At 40.1% G+C, this 18404-nt stretch carries 17 protein-coding genes and 2 pseudogenes; 11 read left to right on the forward strand and 8 right to left on the reverse strand.

The features are described from left to right. Nucleotides 1–174 precede the first annotated feature (174 nt). Nucleotides 175–2517, forward strand: a complete 2343-nt coding sequence (locus ACKTT2_RS47765; RefSeq protein ID WP_407900042.1) for a cation:proton antiporter domain-containing protein — start codon at nt 175–177, stop codon at nt 2515–2517. 27 nt (nt 2518–2544) lie between these two features. On the opposite strand, the gene ACKTT2_RS47770 is transcribed toward ACKTT2_RS47765, so the two are convergent. Next, entirely contained in the window at nt 2545–2757 is a 213-nt protein-coding gene (locus ACKTT2_RS47770; protein WP_407900044.1) for an Hfq-related RNA-binding protein, read from the reverse strand. Between the two features lie 63 nt (nt 2758–2820). Here ACKTT2_RS47770 and dapF point away from each other — a divergent pair, with 63 nt between their 5' ends. Continuing rightward, nucleotides 2821–3681, forward strand: a complete 861-nt coding sequence (gene dapF / locus ACKTT2_RS47775; protein WP_407900046.1) for a diaminopimelate epimerase — start codon at nt 2821–2823, stop codon at nt 3679–3681. A gap of 78 nt (nt 3682–3759) precedes the next feature. Here the strand turns inward: dapF and ACKTT2_RS47780 are convergent, their stop codons facing one another. The 5 genes from ACKTT2_RS47780 to ACKTT2_RS47800 form a co-directional block, all read right to left on the reverse strand. Next, the gene (locus ACKTT2_RS47780; protein WP_407900049.1) at nt 3760–4506 is read right to left on the reverse strand and encodes a class I SAM-dependent methyltransferase; all 747 of its coding nucleotides are present in this window, start codon (nt 4504–4506) and stop codon (nt 3760–3762) included. A 100-nt stretch (nt 4507–4606) separates the two neighbouring features. Next, nucleotides 4607–5521, reverse strand: a complete 915-nt coding sequence (locus ACKTT2_RS47785; RefSeq protein WP_407900282.1) for an aspartoacylase — start codon at nt 5519–5521, stop codon at nt 4607–4609. 281 nt (nt 5522–5802) lie between these two features. Then, nucleotides 5803–6978 (reverse strand): lipocalin-like domain-containing protein, encoded by a 1176-nt coding sequence (locus ACKTT2_RS47790; protein WP_407900051.1) that lies wholly within the window; start codon nt 6976–6978, stop codon nt 5803–5805. Between the two features lie 122 nt (nt 6979–7100). Continuing rightward, entirely contained in the window at nt 7101–9665 is a 2565-nt protein-coding gene (locus ACKTT2_RS47795; RefSeq protein WP_407900053.1) for an FtsX-like permease family protein, read from the reverse strand. A 104-nt stretch (nt 9666–9769) separates the two neighbouring features. Beyond that, entirely contained in the window at nt 9770–10489 is a 720-nt protein-coding gene (locus tag ACKTT2_RS47800; protein ID WP_407900055.1) for an ABC transporter ATP-binding protein, read from the reverse strand. A gap of 231 nt (nt 10490–10720) precedes the next feature. Between ACKTT2_RS47800 and ACKTT2_RS47805 the strand changes: the two genes are divergently transcribed. From ACKTT2_RS47805 to ACKTT2_RS47840, 8 genes and pseudogenes are all read left to right on the forward strand, one after another. Then, nucleotides 10721–10972, forward strand: a complete 252-nt coding sequence (locus tag ACKTT2_RS47805; RefSeq protein ID WP_407900057.1) for a hypothetical protein — start codon at nt 10721–10723, stop codon at nt 10970–10972. Next, a pseudogene (locus tag ACKTT2_RS47810) lies at nt 10969–11418 on the forward strand (type II toxin-antitoxin system VapC family toxin). The gene ACKTT2_RS47805 and the pseudogene ACKTT2_RS47810 overlap by 4 nt, the downstream one beginning before the upstream one ends. Before the next feature lie 233 nt (nt 11419–11651). Continuing rightward, entirely contained in the window at nt 11652–11870 is a 219-nt protein-coding gene (locus ACKTT2_RS47815; protein WP_407900059.1) for a type II toxin-antitoxin system HicB family antitoxin, read from the forward strand. Beyond that, on the forward strand, nt 11867–12100 hold the full coding sequence (locus tag ACKTT2_RS47820) for a type II toxin-antitoxin system HicA family toxin (protein WP_407900061.1): 234 nt from the start codon (nt 11867–11869) through the stop codon (nt 12098–12100). The genes ACKTT2_RS47815 and ACKTT2_RS47820 overlap by 4 nt, the downstream gene beginning before the upstream one ends. A 453-nt stretch (nt 12101–12553) precedes the next feature. After that, nucleotides 12554–13069: a hypothetical protein gene (locus tag ACKTT2_RS47825; protein ID WP_407900063.1), complete on the forward strand. Its 516-nt coding sequence runs from the start codon at nt 12554–12556 to the stop codon at nt 13067–13069. A 1-nt stretch (nt 13070) separates the two neighbouring features. Next, a complete protein-coding gene (locus tag ACKTT2_RS47830; RefSeq protein ID WP_407900065.1) occupies nt 13071–14120 on the forward strand; it encodes an RAMP superfamily CRISPR-associated protein in 1050 nt (349 codons plus the stop codon). Further along, on the forward strand, nt 14120–14242 hold the full coding sequence (locus tag ACKTT2_RS47835) for a hypothetical protein (RefSeq protein WP_407900067.1): 123 nt from the start codon (nt 14120–14122) through the stop codon (nt 14240–14242). The genes ACKTT2_RS47830 and ACKTT2_RS47835 overlap by 1 nt, the downstream gene beginning before the upstream one ends. A 168-nt stretch (nt 14243–14410) precedes the next feature. Continuing rightward, on the forward strand, nt 14411–14830 hold the full coding sequence (locus ACKTT2_RS47840) for a hypothetical protein (RefSeq protein ID WP_407900069.1): 420 nt from the start codon (nt 14411–14413) through the stop codon (nt 14828–14830). A 136-nt stretch (nt 14831–14966) separates the two neighbouring features. Here the strand turns inward: ACKTT2_RS47840 and ACKTT2_RS52480 are convergent. Together ACKTT2_RS52480 and ACKTT2_RS47850 are read right to left on the reverse strand one after the other, a co-directional pair. Continuing rightward, nucleotides 14967–15419 (reverse strand): annotated as a pseudogene (locus ACKTT2_RS52480) (hypothetical protein); the annotation flags it as partial. A 245-nt stretch (nt 15420–15664) separates the two neighbouring features. After that, nucleotides 15665–16963 carry a glycosyltransferase gene (locus tag ACKTT2_RS47850; RefSeq protein ID WP_407900073.1) on the reverse strand — a complete coding sequence of 433 codons (1299 nt, stop codon included), beginning with the start codon at nt 16961–16963 and terminating at the stop codon, nt 15665–15667. 24 nt (nt 16964–16987) lie between these two features. On the opposite strand from ACKTT2_RS47850, the gene ACKTT2_RS47855 reads away from it, so the two are divergent. Further along, nucleotides 16988–18322 (forward strand): cytochrome P450, encoded by a 1335-nt coding sequence (locus tag ACKTT2_RS47855; RefSeq protein WP_407900075.1) that lies wholly within the window; start codon nt 16988–16990, stop codon nt 18320–18322. Nucleotides 18323–18404: the final 82 nt, after the last annotated feature.

Consider the following 18404-nt stretch of genomic DNA (forward strand, 5'->3'; position numbering starts at 1 on the left):
TTGGGGATTGGGGACTAGGGACTAGGGACTAGGAATACAAGGAAGGGAGAATAATTCATCTTTAATAGCCAATGCCCAATGCCCAATGCCCCCAATCCCCAATTCACTGTCCAGGCGGTTAAAAAACTTTGTATCCTTATTGTTAATAGGTTTTAACAGTGTGTCTCAAAACTTGTGCAGGAAGATTTTAGGCTGATAGTTGATTTAGTTGCGGTTTTTGCTGTGGCTGCTTGTGGCGGTCTACTGGCGGCGCTATTGCGACAACCCGTTTTACTAGGGTATCTAATTGGGGGCATGGTTGTTGGACCAGCCGGACTGGGATTGATCAAAGAAGTCATTCAAGTAGAAACTTTGGCTCAGTTCGGAGTCGCCTTTCTATTGTTTGCTCTGGGTGTGGAGTTTTCGTTTACGGAACTCAAAAAAGTTCAAAACATTGCCCTTGGAGGTGGTGGGCTACAAATTGCTCTCACAATTTTGGTCACTGTTGCGGTTTGCGGGGTGACTGGGGCTTGGGAAACTTTGCCTGCTAAGGGTTTGTTTTTGGGGGCAATTTTGTCTCTATCTTCTACAGCAGTGGTCTTGAAATGCTTGATGGAGCGTAATGAAACAGAAACGCCCCACGGTCAGGTGATGCTAGGTATTTTGATCGTACAGGATTTGGCACTGGGACTGATGCTTGCAGTCTTACCAGCCCTCAATCAACCAGGGGAAGCCATCGGTATAGCTGTTCTTTTGGCACTGTTAAAGATTGGGTTATTTGCTGGAGGGGCGGTTGTTGCTGGTATTTGGCTAATACCACCTTTGTTGCAATTGCTAGCCCGCACTGAAAGTCGAGAATTATTTTTGTTAGGAGTGGTGGCGCTGTGTTTGGGTATTGCTCTACTAACAGAATACTTGGGGCTTTCTATTGAGATGGGGGCATTTGTTGCGGGTTTGATGATTTCGGAGGTGGAATACTCCGATCAAACTTTATCCTACGTGGAGCCACTGAGAGATATTTTTGCCAGCTTGTTCTTTGCTTCTATTGGGATGTTGATTGACCCAGTATTTTTATGGAACAATCTGGAACTGATTTTGGGGCTAGTAGCACTGGTATTTGTAGGTAAGGTCTCAATCATAACACCATTGGTAAGATTATTTCGTTACCCGTTAAAAACAGCTTTAATTGCTGGATTCGGGTTGGCTCAAATTGGAGAATTTTCCTTTGTGCTTGCCAGTGAAGGACAAAAACTGGGGCTAGTTTCCCGACGAATATATTTATTGACATTGGGAACAACAGCAGTAACGCTGGTACTGACTCCATTTGTACTGCGTTCGGTTCCGATTTTATTTGAATGGATGGAATCAATCCCTTGGCTAAAGCACTTTTTAAATGATGAGGGTCAGCCTTTAGAAGTTACCAAAGAATTGTCACTGAAAGATCATTTAGTGGTTTGCGGTTATGGGCGAGTGGGACGAAACTTAGTTAAGTTATTGCTTTCTCGGGAGTTGCCTGTTGTCGTGATTGACCAATCGGAAACAAGAATTCAGCAATTGCGGGATGCTGGAATTCCTTACGTATATGGCAATTGTGTAAGTTTTCACGTTTTAGAAACTGCTGGGGTAAGTACTGCACGGGGAATGGCGATCGCACTTCCTGACCCCATGAGCACTCGTCTTTGCTTGAAACGGGCTTTGGAATTATCTCCCGATTTAAACGTTGTCGTGCGTGCCACTAATGATAAGAGTATCGAAGTTCTTTACCAACTTGGTGCAAGCGAAGTGGTGCAACCGGAGTTTGAAGCTAGTTTAGAAATGGTGGCTTACATTCTCACGCAAGTGGGCTTATCACCTGCACTTGTTGTACAGCAACAAATGCAACAAATTCGTAATAGCCATTATTTAGACCTCAGACCTACCCGTACTGCTTCAGAAGTTTCTCGCGATTTGCAACAAGCAACTCAAGACCTCAACAAACGCTGGTATCCCTTACCATCTGATTCACCTCTCATTGGTATGACCTTGGAAGAAGCCGATATGCGCTACTTAACAGGGGTGAGTTTGATGGCTATTCGCCGCGCTGGAGGTGAAGAAATTGACTTTCCTTCTGTTGAAACTAAGTTGCAAGAGGGCGATCGCTTGTTAGTTGTAGGTTCTGATAGCGAACTTGCTGCTTTGGGTGAATTTGCCAAAGGACAAGTTGCTGTTCCCGGTGAAAACAGTGCCTGTCAATGGGTTACCATTAGCAACGACTCTTTTACAGTTAGTAAAACCCTAGCTGATTTGGACATATACAACCAGTATGGAGTCAAAGTGCAAGCAATGCGACGAGATGGAAAATTTATCCGTTTTCCTAATAACAGTACAGACTTACAAGCTCGCGACCAAGTTTTGGTATGTGGTAGCTTAGTTGCTGTCAATCAACTCGTGCTGTTGCTCGCACCGGAAACTACAGTGCCTTTGCCCATACCAGCAGTAAAAGCTGGTGAAGCTGACGCACTCAAGGAGTTTCTTCCTATGGATAGCTTACTGGATTAAGTTGTAAGAACTAGCTATGCTAAGTTTCTATATTGGTTTAATATAGGCGATCGCTTGCTTCCAAACAGTTATCTGCTGGTTGCGCTCGTCTACACAACACAAACACTGCACGTCTTGCCATATCATTTTCCCGGTAACTAGGTCACCAGTTAGCAGTTTGATTTGGATAGACGCACCTTCTTTAATTAGGTTTTGTACTTGTCGAATACTAGGAAGAGAGGTATCAAATTCAGTAATCATAGTTATTGTTTATTGGTCACTGGTCACTGGTCAAAACACAAATATAATTCATGGATTTTGAAAATGGCAATTGAATTTACTAAGTATCATGGTTTGGGTAATGACTTTATCTTGGTTGACAATCGCTCGTCATCTACACCCGTAATTACACCAGAACAAGCGATTAAGTTATGCGATCGCCATTTTGGTATCGGTGCTGACGGTGTAATTTTTGCATTACCGGGCGAAAATGGTAGTAACTATACCATGCGAATTTTCAACTCCGACGGTTCAGAACCAGAAATGTGTGGTAATGGGATACGCTGTTTAGCTGCTTTCCTAGCGGATTTAGAAGGAGTAGGCGCATCACCAGTCCCCAATCGCCAGTCCCCAATCACCTATCGCATTAATACACTGGGCGGTGTGATGACACCTCAATTGATGTCGAATGGTCAAGTGAAAGTAGATATGGGGCTTCCGAAATTACTTGCAGGTGAAATTCCTACGACTCTTGCTTCCAGTGATGAGAAAGTTATTAATCGACCATTACAAGTTGCAAATCAAACTTGGGATGTTACTTGTGTGAGTATGGGGAACCCTCATTGCATTACTTTTGTAGAAGATGTTGCAGCTATTCCTCTAGAAGTTATTGGACCTCAGTTTGAAAATCACCCCGTATTTCCTCGAAGGACAAATACAGAATTTATTGAAGTGGTGAGCCGTGATTACGTGAAAATGCGAGTATGGGAACGCGGTGCTGGTATAACTTTAGCTTGTGGGACTGGAGCTTGTGCATCATTAGTAGCTGGAGTGTTGACAGGAAAGTGCGATCGCATGGCGACTGTGAAACTTCCTGGAGGACCCTTGCACATCGAATGGTCAGAAATAGACCAACGGGTTTACATGACTGGACCAGCCGAGAGAGTTTTTACTGGGAAAATTTAACCAACTTTATGTAAAAACGCTGAAAATACGTAGTACGGGCGTCTTCACCCGTACCACAAGAGTTAGATTTACTGAGAGTTAAGGAACTTGCATGAGATAAAAAACATAGCCATACCAGTCAGAATACTTGCGATAAAATTCTATTTCTAATAGAGAGTTATCTAATTCCTTATTCATTGCTTCGTCGTCTTTGTATTTCTCTCGTAAAGACCTTATCCTTTCCTCTAAAGGTGTATAGTAACTCTCCCACCATCCAGACTTAGGCAGAACAAAATGTCCTACTTTTCTGTATCCTACATCTTCCACAATTCTGATATTACTTTCAATTGTTTGTATATAAGGATAATTAGCTTGCCAATATTGCAGAACTTCAGTAGGGGGATTGGACTTCAACCAAGAAATTTCTGATACCACTAAATACCCTTTAGCTTTTAAAAGAGGTCGCCAAGTTTGAAGACCCTTTTCAAAACCAATAATATAAATAGCACCTTCTGACCAAATAACGTCAAAACTCTTCTCTTCAAACTCCAGAGACAACATTGATGCATTAACAGTCACAACTTTTTCTGTCAATCCTTTAATAAGTACCTGGCTCTTTAATTGCTCTAAATATGGTTGATGGTTATCTACAGCTATAATGTTTCCGTCCGTCAGTTTAGCTAATTCAAGAGTTTGCATTCCAGTTCCACAACCAATATCTAAGATAGACGGGTTTGGAGATAAATTTGTGAGTAGTGAAAACATCTTGCGAGTAGATTCGTTATTACCTGGTCCCTGTCTTGGTAAGTCTTGATAAATCTCAAAAAAAATATCCATGTTAGGCATATACAGCATTTTTCAGGTAAATGAAGTATATCAGTAGGGGCGCGGCGACCTTGCGCCCTTATAACAAGTTGTGCCAAATTAATTAATTTATTGGAATTCCTCAGTCATCATAGCGAATCGTGGGTGTGGAATATTGTATTTCAATATTTTCTTTTGTAGTCAAACACATAGCAATTCCCTTTTCATAGTAAGCAGCCTCATTAATAAACACCGGATAAACTAATTCCTCATCCTCGTAATAAATAGTTCTGTCATCAAAAGTTAGAAATAAAGGATCGCCCGGTTTTAATTCCTCATAATCTCTTCCTTGAAGCTCCGGGTGAATCATACCCTCAATTTCACCATGCTTGTTCTTAGGGTAATCCACGGTTTTTAAGTGTCGATAAATAGTAACAGTATTAGCTGTTGTTAGTATATTATTTTGGTTGCATTTATCTAAATAATCCAGAATAGCAAGAATTAACTTTTCCGTTTGAGCAAAAATATGCGCGTTTAAAGTTCCATGTGGAATAGGACCTACTTCAATACCAAAACCCCTTTCACAAATAGAATTTAGGAAAGATGATTCTTTATCGGGTTCAATCCAACTATAAATTTTGACTTTCTGTTCGATTGAAGTCAAATAAGCAGCTAACTGAATATTAAACGGATGATTGTTGAGTAGAATTATACTCAACCCCATATTAGCAGTAGTCGTATGTAAATCTAAAAGAAAATCAACTTGTGGATTTTCTTTTGGTCCCAGAGTTTGATTAAGAAATTTTGCTCTATTTTCTTCATAGGTAGCTCCTAAAGAATTATTTAAAATTTCGTTTGAAAAGCAGCGATTTAAATCTTTGTCAACATATCTTCTACTAACTTGAAAGGCTTCTGGATTAGAAAGTACTGTCAAGGTTTCAAAACTAGATTTTGTGATAATCTGCGGAAAATTCTCAAACTTTTTAATTAAATATATTCCTATAAATTCATTGCCATGAGTTCCTCCCACAATAGCCACTTTTTTAAAGTTTTCCATCATTAACCCTCTCTCAACATAAAGTATCATAGCGCTACCTAGGTACACATTTAACTTAACTTTTTGGATACCTAGATGTTTGGGTTTTTGAGAAAGCGATCGCACTGACCTAATGAGCCACGTGGTACATATAATGCGATCGGGATAACGGCATTCACAGTTCCCGCCGCCGATAACTTTTCATTATATATTCTTAGATCTTTGTTTTTTTCTACTGAATCGGTTGAAAATATGCCGGAGTTACCTACACAAGAACAAGTACTGGAAAACTAAACCTGATATCAAAGCACATCACTTAAGCTTTTATTAGCATAGCCCGTCATTTCAATGTAACCTGACGCTGTAACTGGTGTCCCTGCCATTTCACCACGAAAATTAACAGCGCCTTCCCAGTAAACAGTAGAGATATTGAGTTCTTGATTTGCCATTAAAGGTTTTCCTTCCAAAGACAACCCTAGTTTGGGAATCTTTATTTTCCAATGTGCGGGATACTTAGCACCACTATAAGAACTTTTCCAAGTATCCAAAACTTCTACTTGCCAATCTTTCGGAGATAATAATTCTACTTTGCCATCTGCTGCAATGAAATTACCACTCGATAGGGGTTCAATTGTACCATCTTCTCGCCGTAATAAATACAACATCAGTGCTGTGTGATTATCAAATTGCAGCGAAAACCAATCCCAACCAATATCGCCAGCACTGAGAAAACTGGTAGAGTACTCGTGGTCTTTCCAACTTAAACCTTTCACTGCAAAGGTTTCTTTTCCTACTGTGACTGTACCTTTAGTTTTTTGCCGCACTATAGAGTAGTAGTAAGAAGCATTTCCCGGTTCTGAACCTTTCCGGCTATAACCGCGATCGCCTTGCAACACTGGTGGTAGGGTTTGTTGCAAAACCAAGTCTAGTGCAACTTTATCGGTTTTCGCCTTGAGTCTGACTTGACCTGGTGTTACTTCTGTTACAGACCAATCATCTAGCCAAACACTGTATGGTTCGGCTTGTGCGCCTGCTAACTCCACAGCATCGCGATTAAAGCGTTCGTTTGGATAAAATTTCTTTTCAGCAATATCACTGACAGTAAAATGAGCAAAGTATATTTGATTGCTACGCCAATGAGAAGCCGATTCTACAGAAATGGATTGATTCTTTGGGGTTAAAGCACGGCGGAAAAAGGTGAGTTCAAAACCAAAAGGGCGACCTGTTGCAGTTTCTAAGTTCCCTGTATAGTACCACCACTCCGTTTGGTAATCCTCATGAGAGCCATAATCGCGAGGAAAAATGATGTCAGTAGGTGCAAAAACTTGTTTAAATTGTCCCTCCGAAGGGGAAGCTGTAGATAACCATTCTACTGTTGCTTGACCGCTTGCAGTCACTTTTTGCGAGGGGAACAGAACAACAGCAATGCTACCAAGTAATGCGATCGCACAGAGAAAGACAACTAGTGTTCGTTTCATAATTTTGAATGAGGAATTATAGCGGTTTTCAGTTGGGTGTAATATATAAAAAAGTTATGGAACCGCAGCCTGTAGCAGATGGACGCGGATAAATCTGTGCTTCATTCCAGTTGACAAATGACTTATTCTTGTCGAATAGCAGAAGCAATGACAGTATTACCCAAACGCCAAGCAGGATAAACTCCTGCTAAAAGAGCAGCCACTACCGCAACACCAAATGCTTGTAAAAAATATCCTGGTTGTAGTTGCATTTGCAATGTCCAACCAAAAGAGCGAACGTTAATGACGTAAATCAAAATCCATGCCAAAACATATCCCAAAGGCATTGCTAGGATACCAGACGTTGCACCCATTAAGCCAGTTTCAATGAAAGTCATAAACCATAATTGCTGAGGCGTCATACCATTTGCTCGCAAGATACCCGTTTCTCGCGATCGCTCTAGTTGTAAACTCATTAAAGCACTCAAAACGCCAATAAAAGCAACAACCACAGCTAACAATCGCAAAGCATCTGTAATAGCAAACGTGCGGTCAAAGATTTCTAAAGAACCCTGACGTAGAGTTTGATTGGATTGAACGAGTAAATCTTGTTTGCCTTGAAAATGGTGTTTGATAGCCGTCACAACATCTTCTACTTTTTCCCCTGGCTTTAAAAACAGACCAATAGATGCAATATTATCATCCCTCCATAGGTGTATATAAATGTCATTGTCTAGTAAAACCGTGCCTCGATCGTTAGAGTAGTCATAAAAAACTGCTAACACGGGAAAACTACGCCAACCTACAGGAGTTTCTATAGTAATAGCTGTCGGAGGAGTCGAGATATTTTCTTTTAGTAGCAAAGCTTCCGAAACAATGACACCTTCCCCTGCTTCTAGACTTTCCCACGGGTTGACACCTTTGTCACGCTTCCAACTATAAGGACGTTTGCCATGAGAGACATCACCATCAGCTGAAATGAGTTTTACACGACGATTGAATTCTTTAACCGTAATTTCCGTTTCATTGTAGGTAACAACATCCTCCCAATCTTCCTGTTTTTTAATTTCAGCAACGACATCAGGCGATAATTTGCCCAAAACGCGATTGGCTGTTGTAGCAGGAGGGGTGATGTAAATATCAGCTTGCAAAGTTTGGTCTAGCCACTGTACTACAGTGACGCGGAAGGAACCAACCATAATCGATACCCCGACAATTACGGAAACAGCCACCATCAAAGCAGCAATGGCTACTGAGGTACGACTGAGCGATCGCACAATATCCCGTATTGCCAAGCGTCCGACAATACCAAAGACAGCATTTCCCACCGAAGTCAAAGTTTCCATTAAGAAAGCCGTTACAGGTGGTGTTAGTAAGGCTGTAGCCAGTAAAATTGCGAACAACCCAGCAAATGCCAAAATTAATCCACCCGCACCAATTCGGAGCAACCCAATTCCCAAAAGCGTGAACGCCGCCCATGCTAGCACTAACCAAGGTAGCAAAAGTCGTACCCGACTTTCCAAACTCGAGCGCTGTAAAGTTGTTTGAGGAGAAGTTCGCATCGCCTCAATAGCGGGAATGACCGAAGCAACAATTGATGCTGCAATGCCAACCGCTAAACCCTTCCCTAAACTCCAAGGGTTAATACTGACACTTTGCACGTTGACGACAAAATAAAAGTCGTTAATACTTTGAGTAATCAGACCTACAATCCCGCGTCCCAGTAAAATCCCTAGTCCCAATCCCAAGATAGAACCAATTAAACTAAATACCGTAGCTTCACTGAGAATTAAGATAAATAGCTGACCGGGAGTTGCACCTAAACAACGAAGAATGCCAAATAGAGATCGCCGTTGAATAACACTGAAAGTCACCGTGTTATAAATTAAAAACATTCCTACAACTAATGCCAGCAAACTCAAAGCTGTGAGATTGAGTTTAAAAGCAGCCGTCATTTGCTGAATAGCATTTTTTTGAGCTTCTGCTGTTTCCAGTTTCACTCCTTCAGGTAGAATCGCCTCAATAGCCTCTTGTTCTGTTGTATTTTGCAGAATTAAATCGATATAGCTGATATGATTCACCATTCCTAAAATATCTTGGGCTGAGGCTATATCTGCAAACAAAATGCTACTCAAAGCATTACGAGTGATGTTATTAGCTGGTTTCAATAACCCCACTACTTGAGCGCGGATATCCTTTCCTGCTAAATCTAGAGTTATACTATCTCCCGCACCAATACCATATTGCTTAGCCAAGTCTTGAGAGAGGATAAGAGTGTTAGGTTGTGTTAGAAAAACAGTTCCACCCGTGGCTGCTTGAGATTGATTCTCCTCAAAATAATTGCGGAATGGAGGCTCAGCAAATAAATCAACTCCTACCAATCGTAAAGGTTGAGAACCAAGTTCTTTAGCTGAAACATAACCTTCAACGATAGGGGCTGAAGTCACGCGAACTTCTCGCCGCATTCTAGTGTAAAGACTTTCATCGATACCTGTGGGAGAGACAGCGACTATCCGATGCGTGGCGTGTCCGGTTATAGCGTCTGTTGACAATTCAAAAGCACGTTGAGCGGAACCATTGGCTAAGTCGATGGATACCATCATGGCAACTCCCAACGCCACTCCTAAAATTAGTAAAATATATTGCAAGGCGTTTTTCTGAATGCGTCGCCACGCCAAACGCCACAAAGGTTGATTGGATATAGTCATACTAATTTGAGTGAAGAATGGGATATAGCGGTTTTCAATTTGTAATATATGAAAAATGGAACCGCAGCCTGTAGCAGACGAACGCGGATAAGTTTATGCTTTATTTAGGTGAGAACTGCTATGGTCTCTTGCTGCAAACGCCCATCGTGCATTCGCAAAACTTGGTTAGCATATTGAGCAATTTCCGGGTTATGGGTTGCCATGATTAAGGTTTTGTTAGTGTCGCGAGTCAGTTGCAGCAACAAATTTAAAACTTTTTCTCCTGTTTCTTCGTCTAAATTTCCTGTCGGTTCATCTGCTAGTACTAACATTGGTTTGTGAACTAAAGCCCTTGCGATCGCCACTCTTTGCTGCTGTCCTCCTGAAAGTTGGTCGGGAAATGCATTGCATCTGTCTGCTAAACCGACTTTTTCTAAAAGATTAATAGCCGCCTGTTTTAATTCTTTTCCCTGTTTTCCCGCCAATTCTTGGGGAAGCATGACGTTTTCTAAAACTGTTAAAGTTGGAATTAAATTAAAAAATTGAAAAATAAAACCAATATTATCGCGTCGGAATAGAGTGCAAGCTCTTTCGTTCAGTTCTGTAATCGCGACATTTTCGATCCGAACCGTTCCTGCTGTTGGTTTTTCAATCCCACTAATGAGATTTAACAAAGTGCTTTTCCCGCTACCACTATGACCTAGAAGAACAATAACTTCTCCTTTGTTAATGGAGAGACTCACATCATCTATGACAGTACGGGAATCTGCTCCTTCTTGGAATTCTTTGCGGAGATTTTGGAGTGCGATCGACACTGACTGAGTATTAGTATCATTTTGGCTCAAGGTTTCCCCCTGTTATAAGATTAAAAAAACTTTACAATCTAGATTAGCAGGAGAATAGCATATTATGTAATTATCCCAAGGTAGTGGTGGAAAACTTGAACTCGACAACATATTTAGTCAATGTTGACGCTCCTCAATTCATTTCTAGAAATGTTGGGATTTTTGAAAAAATTGAGATATATTCGAGAGAAAAGATGTTAAAATTTACAATTATTGACAAGGTTTAGATTGATGAGCCCGTCACTTGAAAAACTTTTAAGCGAGATTGAGCAACTAACTCCAGAAGAGCAATTGACGGTAATGGGACATTTGGTGGAGCGCGTAAAAAAGTATATCAACCAAGCTCCACCAAAATCCAAGTGGAGCGACTTGAAGGGTATGGCTCCTTATCTGCTATTAGGTGAGGACGCTCAGGAATGGGTTTCTCGGACTCGACAAGAAGGAGATGAGCATCGAGAACAGTTGTTGCGAGGAGAGGAATGAGGATTAGTGATGCGTTAGCAAATATCGATCGCTTATTTCTTGATACAGCACCCGTAATTTATTTTGTAGAACGCAATCCGCAGTTTGTGGATTTAGTCAATCCAATTTTTGAGCGATTAGAGGCTGACATCACAGCAGTAGCGTCTGGGATAACTTTATCAGAGTGTTTGGTAGGTGCTATACGTCTAGGCTTAGTTGATTTAGAGTAAGCTTTTGTCGATGTATTGCAACAAGAACAAGTAACTTTTGTGGAGATTAATGCTGCTATTGCGCGAGAAGCTGCAAGAATTCGGGTACGTTATAACCTTCAGTTACCCGATGCGTTGCAGGTGGCGGCGGCTTTAATGGCTGGTTGTGAGGCGTTTTTGACCAATGATGCAGCTTTGAAGCGGGTGACAGAGTTGAGGGTTTTGGTGGTGTGTGAGTTGGAAAGCGAGAACTCGTAATGACAACGCTAAGAGCGATCGCTTAAACTGGTCTTTGAAATCGTTTTCAAGTGATTTTTGAAATGTGGTAAAAAAATATACGCTCCGGTTTTTACAACAAGCAGGATGGGGAAGCGGTGATTATACACAAGAAAGAAAAGAATTTCTAGATAAAGTAACACCAGAAGAGTTTTGGTCAGACCTTCAGCGTATTAGAAATAGAAAGTAAAATAGGTCAAGTTGGTAGAAACACTATGAAAACATTTACTGCTTACATCGAATACGATCCAGCAACCAAATTATATGTTGGTATTGTACCCGGAATTGTCGGTGCTCATACACAAGGAGAAACCTTGGATGAATTGCAACACAATCTCAAAGAAGTCTTAGAACTTTGTTTGGAAGAGTACGGCAATAATTTAGAGGATTTACCCCGTTTTGTAGGTGTACAACAAATAGAGGTAAGTGCGTGAGCCGTCTACCCATCATTAAATTTCAAACAATGGAAAAGTTATTGCTGAAACTAGGTTTTGAGTCAGTAAGGCAAAAAGGAAGCCATGTTTTTTACAGACATCCTGATGGAAGAACAACTACAGTTCCAAATCACCCAGGTAAGGATATTGCTCGTCCATTAATACGAGAAATTTTAAGGGAAATTGAGTTAAGTCCGGAGAATTTCTCTCAAGAATTAGAAAATTTATAATTGTGCGATCGCCTACGAAAGAATGAGGATCGTGGGAACTCTAACTGTCGTGAAAATGACTGACCTGCTCTCTGACTTGGTTTAACCACCTGAGCGATCGCTATTCCATTTGCATTATTTTACTTTAAACGAACGGAACATTTTTAGTGTAAATAATTTATCTGTTTTTTAAATCTCATCTATCTTCATAAGTAAACGTAGATAGGATAGTGAAGATGTCAGAAATTAGACGGATAGGAGTATTACATACAGAATACCATTGATAGGTGTTTAGTAAATCCCAGTGCTTTTTCTCCAATGCCTTGCTGTCACCATAAGTATAAATAATAATAGGAACTCTAAATTGTTTTGCGTTATCAAATACTCTTTGAAAGTAAGTAAAATCGTTTCCTAAGCCTAGAATAACAAGCCGGTTGAAGCGTGGAGTAATTTGCTGCAAGAAGGAGGCGCGGTATGTGCTTCGTAGGGGTAAATCTGCAACCGCTACCCGCAGACAAGTTAATCGAACTACTTGAAGAACTTTCAACTTCACCCAGCTATTACTTTTTGCGCTGGACACACCGAGTCGGAGGATTTTGGCAACGGCGTAGTGCGGACTTTTCTAGTTTAGAAGAAGATATCCGCGAGCGGTTACAAAACAATCACATCAATAACTTTACACCAAAACAACCAGAAGCTTTTCCCAGTCCTGAAGGACAGTTATTTAATTCAGTGTTGGAAGTGCGGTGGAAGCAACAGAAAGAGTGTTATCAAGTACTAATTCTTAGCTCTCAAAGTACAAAACCTGATGGTTTTAGGGACTTACAACGTGATTGGGAAATCATAGAGCAAAATGCGCTTGTACATCCTCCCAACAAAACCCGTTTTCCTAAAGGTTTTAATTCCGACAAAGTAGATATTGCTCAAAGGTATTTTCGTGACCGCCAGACTGCTACAGTACATTTTGTCGCACTAACGGTAAAAAATTAAAATGGCTAATAGTTCCTATCGTTCCAGAAATTTTGGTGGGTCAAATCAAGAACGCGGTCCCCGACCATACGATTTTGTTTACTTTCCTGACAAATCACCAACTCAAGACAAACCCCCCGGACACGACAAATATTTACCCGATCATTTACATGGCACTCTATTTCTTAGTTTAGAAGTTCAGACAGTGTTGCACATCTCCACAGGGGTTGTGGTCATGGGAAGTGACTTTGATGAAGATATTCCCCTCATTAAAACTATGGTGCAAGGTGAAGGTAATGAACTCTTAATTCAAGGTAGCTCTTTAAAAGGTTGTATCCGCTCAATTTATGAGGCAATTACTAATAGTCGTGTAGGAGTCAAGCCAAAAAATCATAGTCAATACCCAACAGAACGTTTACCAGCAAACAATAAAAACCAACTTTGTCCAGCAAGTATTGTTTTTGGTGCATCTGGGGAAAAATGGGGATGGCAAGGGTTAGTTGCCATCCAGGACGCTTATTGTGAAGTGACAGGTTTTGAAGTTGGTTTTATGCCTAATTTATGGAGTCCCAAACCTAATGTCAATGAGGCGTATTACTATAACGGTAAAACAGTTGGTCGGAAGTTTTATTATCACATGAAACAGGCAATTGACAAAGGTATAGGGAATGGTATACCAGTACAAGTAGCATGGAAAAATGATATATTTACTACTCAATTATACTTTAAAAATCTTAAACAAGAAGAACTTGGAACTTTACTCATTGCTTTGGGACAGGATGAAAAACACCCCATTGTCTTAAAAGTTGGTGCTGGTAAACCCATTGGTATGGGAAGTATGACAGTAACAATCACAGAAGCTAAAATTATACAAAATCAAGCTGATTTGTGCGCTCGCTATACCTCTTTTATTTCACCATATACTCATTCTTTTACTGGTGAAGATCTCCAAATTTTCATGCAACAACAAATTCAACAAGCGCATGAAAAACTTATTGAAAAACCGCAACTTAAAAAATTATCAGAAATTCTTCATAAAAATACAAATCGTTTACCTCATGAAAGTTACTAATGAAAAACACTACCGAACATCTCAACTACTCCATCTCCGACGAATATAGCAGTTTTCAGTTGAATAAAGTACAGATTTATCTGCGTCCATCTGCTACAGGCTGCGGTTCCTTAATCATTTAATGTATTGCACCCAACTGAAAACCGCTATATCTGCAATTAGCTCAGAAAATTGCTAAATTTTTAGTTCAAGAACAACAGCGTATTGAACCAGGTAAAGAAGGAATTAGCACCGAATTAAGTAAATTAATTACTTATCTTGACTCTAAAATTAAACAAAGAAAACCAGCCATGTTTTTTATATACTTAGAACAACTGGTAGAGTATGGTAATGTTATTGGTCATAGTGGAAAAACTCCTATTTATTACGAAAGTATTAACGAAATTTGTAAAATTTTTTTAAAAGTTTATGCCAAAAAACCATTAGTTCTTATACAAATTTTAGGCTGGAGTCAACGCTTGATGGGTTACTATAAAAAAGTTAATTCCAATTCTGAAACTGAGAATTCCCCAATTGAAGAGATAGAATCAACCGCTGTCAAAACTTCTCGGACGGTGGAGAAACCCAAGGTTGTCAAACCTATCAAAACAAAAGCGTCAAAAACATTAGAACTGTCTCAACCACCGCAATCACCTAAAGCTGTACCGCCTAAAGTTATCGAACCTACGAAAGCAGAAAATTCAGATGTTTTAGAACGCCCTAAACAGTAAACCAAAAAGTTTTTTTTAAAAGAGTGATTGCTAAAAATTTTGTAATCAATAATACTTTTTAATCCAATTTTTCTAACCAGTACACATAGTATATATTAAGATTAGTTATGTCAAACTGGTTAAGTATTTATTAAAACTAACCTGATGGAAGATGAATGCTTTCTACTACTTGATATTTGTGTTCAATAGCTTGAGATAAAAAGGCTAACATCTGTTTAAGTGTGAAAAATGTGCGATAAATTAATCGACCCTTCGGGTTCGCCAGTTGCTTCAAGCCGGGGAACCCGTCCAACGCACTGGCTCACCACCTTTCCTCTTACGACTGATTCTCAACCAAAGGAGATTCACCCAAATATTAACTAAAAGATTCATAAATTCCAACAAATAGTAGTCTTAAGACCGGATTTTTGTTCTTCGTTCTAATTCGACAAATATTTTTGAGCCGATAACTAGTTTCAATTCCAAAGATTTTTCAATAATCTTGATAAATATAAGATAGACTTGTTTTTACTTTATGAATAACATAAACAAAATATTGAACTCCACGTTTTTTACGCTGACCCTTGCCATATTTACAAATAAAAAGCAGCAATCAATGAATCTATCGGTGCCATACGCTGACCACTCAACTCTAATCTACCATTTAATGTCCCCCAAGTTCGCATGACATTAATGTCAATTGCTAAAACGAATCAGTAACTCATCGTTTAACCAAGTGTGTAATTCTGTTTTGCGTTTAGAAATTAGGCGCGATCGCAATCTCTGTGCTCTCCGCATTTGGATTAGTTACAATAAATGACTTTAATTTATCTATGTTTATTTTTACTTACATATTTACGTATTCATTCCAAGATAGTGGTGAAAAACCTTAACCGCATTTGCAATCCCATCTTCTTGCTTTATCTTGTTGCTAAGTGCGATCGCATTAGACCGTATTGTTTCATTATTGACTGCTTCTTGTATAGCTGTAGCCAAAGCTTGAGAAGATAAATCCTTGTACGGTATTGGTGAGGGACTGACTCCAAGTTGATAGAGTTTTTTACCCCAAGATGGCTGATCTGCAAAAAAAGGAACGATGACTGAGGGAACACCAGCACGCAAGCCAGCCGCAGTTGTGCTAGCCCCTCCATGATGAACTACCGCCCCCATCTTTGGAAATAACCAGTCATGAGGAACGGAGTCGATAACGAACACCTGGTCAGAATTCTTGACCTCTGAAGCTATACCAGCCCAACCTGAAAGCAAAATTCCTCGCTGTTGACTGATTTTCAAAGCTTCTAGTACAATTTCTGTGAGCAATTCTGGTTGGCTGGCAATCATACTACCAAATCCAATACAAACAGGTGGTGTACCGTCATGAATAAAATCAACCAATTCTTGTGGCGGTTGATAATCCTTTGCTTGGTCGAGGAACCAGTATCCTGTAATATGTACTGAGTCAGGCCAATCAACAGGCTTGGGAATAACAGAGGGACTAAATCCGTACAAGATAGGAATTTGTGAAAGTAAGATAGGAACTTTTCTTCTGAAACGACGACCTAAAAATGGCAAGGGTGGCAATTTTAAAGTCTGTGTTCTAAAGTTATTAATTACTTTCCGACTTCGTCGCCATAACACAAATTCCATCAGAAAATAGCTGGCATAATTGAGAAGACTCTCAACTGGATTTGTAGATACTTCAGCAAACTTTAGAAAAGGAAATGTCCGGGTTGGAGTCAATGGTATACAACCAGCAAAAAAGCACGGTACTCCTAATTCCTCTGCTATATTGTATCCCCACGTTGAAAGAGAAGTATAAATAATAACATCAGAACCTTGACAAGCAAGCCTTGCATCTGATAAAAGGTCTTGAAATAGCTCGTCACTTATTAGCTTACTTTTTTGCCCTGCTAATAATTTTTGACCTTCTGGCGATCGCAATAGTTCTTGAAAATTAACTGCTAGTGGAGCAAATTCAAAATCCATTTGGCTCACAAATTCCGCAAAATTCTTGTGAGTCGCAATTTTTACTTTATGTCCCGCACGTTGCAAACCAACAGCTAATGCACAGTAAGGCTGTAAATCTCCTCTAGAACCAACAGCTAAAATAGTAATTTGCAATTTGGTTTGTAAAATAGGTAAAGTTGGCGTCATTTCAAATATTTTTACAAAAATCCAATGCTTAAAGTTATCTTAACCGCTACAACTCCAGAAGGTAAAACCAATCGCGGGCATATGGGAGCCATGCGAGAGGATATGATTAGATACCTCGAACATCTAGCGGGACAAGGTAACTTCCTTCGCATTCCTCTTGGATTTCTTGGTTCAGCTTATTTTGTTAATAGCCCCGATTTAGTGCAAGAAATTCTGCTCAAGCAATCCAAGAAATTTCAAAAACCTTTTACCATAAAGTATACAGCAAAAGAGTTTTTTGGAGAAAATCTCTTTACCAGCGATGGAGAATTGTGGCAAGCATTACGTGCTACCATTCAGCCAGCATTTCACGCTCAACGCATTAATGCTTATGCAGATACTATGGTCAATTATACCAAGGCTATGGTTTCTCAATGGCAACCAGGTCAGGTTATTGACATTCCCAAAGCGATGATGGATCTGACGTTAGGTATTACGACTAAGGCTCTATTTGGTCAAGATTTACGCGATGATGTAGCAGGTCAGGCAATTATCCGCTTTATAGAACTATTTTCTCAGCGCATTAGTGGATTACCAGTTCCAGCTTGGTTACCAATTCCCAGTAATTGGGAAATTAAACGATTGATTGCAGTAGGAGAGCGTCACCTTAGCCCATTAATAGCAGAACGTCGTAAATCCTCTGAAAAGCACGATGACGTTCTATCTGTGCTTATTCAGGCGCAAGCTGTAGATACGACAGGTCTTCTCAGCGATCGCCAAATTCGCAACGAAGTCACGAACTTATTTGCAGCGGGTTATGAAGTAACAGCGCATACACTAGCTTTTACTTTATATCTTATCTCCCAACATCCAGAAGTGGAAGCACGATTGTTGGAGGAGATTGACAGAGTTTTGGGTCAAAGAGCGTTTGCAACGTCTGACTTAGAGCAAATGCCATACTTAGAGATGGTGTTGAAAGAATCCATGCGCTTGTTACCTGTAACAACTGTGGTATCCCGTCAAGCTGTAGAAAATGTCGTGCTCCAAGGTTACACTCTTCCTAAAAACAGTGTTGTCTTGATTGCGCCTTGGACATTGCATCGCAGCCCTGAGTACTTCCCCAACCCACTTGACTTTAATCCAGAAAGGTTTCATCGCGATCGTCAAGACAAAATTCCAAAATTTGCCTATCTTCCCTTCTCAGGAGGTCCTCGCATTTGTATTGGCAATGCATTCGCAATGATGCAAATGCGAATCAATTTAGCAACAATTTTGCAAAATTATCGGCTTGCGATCGCTCCTGGATATCAGTTTGAGACATTTTACAGATTCAATACTCGTCTCAAAAATGGATTACCTATGACTGTCATTGTCCGATAAGGATAAAACCAGACCTTTATAAGCGATTCGCATGACAGTAATTCTTCTCCAATACCCTTTGCTTATTGCCTAAGGGATATCC

Origin of the sequence: Scytonema hankhaensis NUACC26 (assembly GCF_045865695.1) — a bacterium.
Lineage (GTDB): Bacteria > Cyanobacteriota > Cyanobacteriia > Cyanobacteriales > Nostocaceae > Scytonema.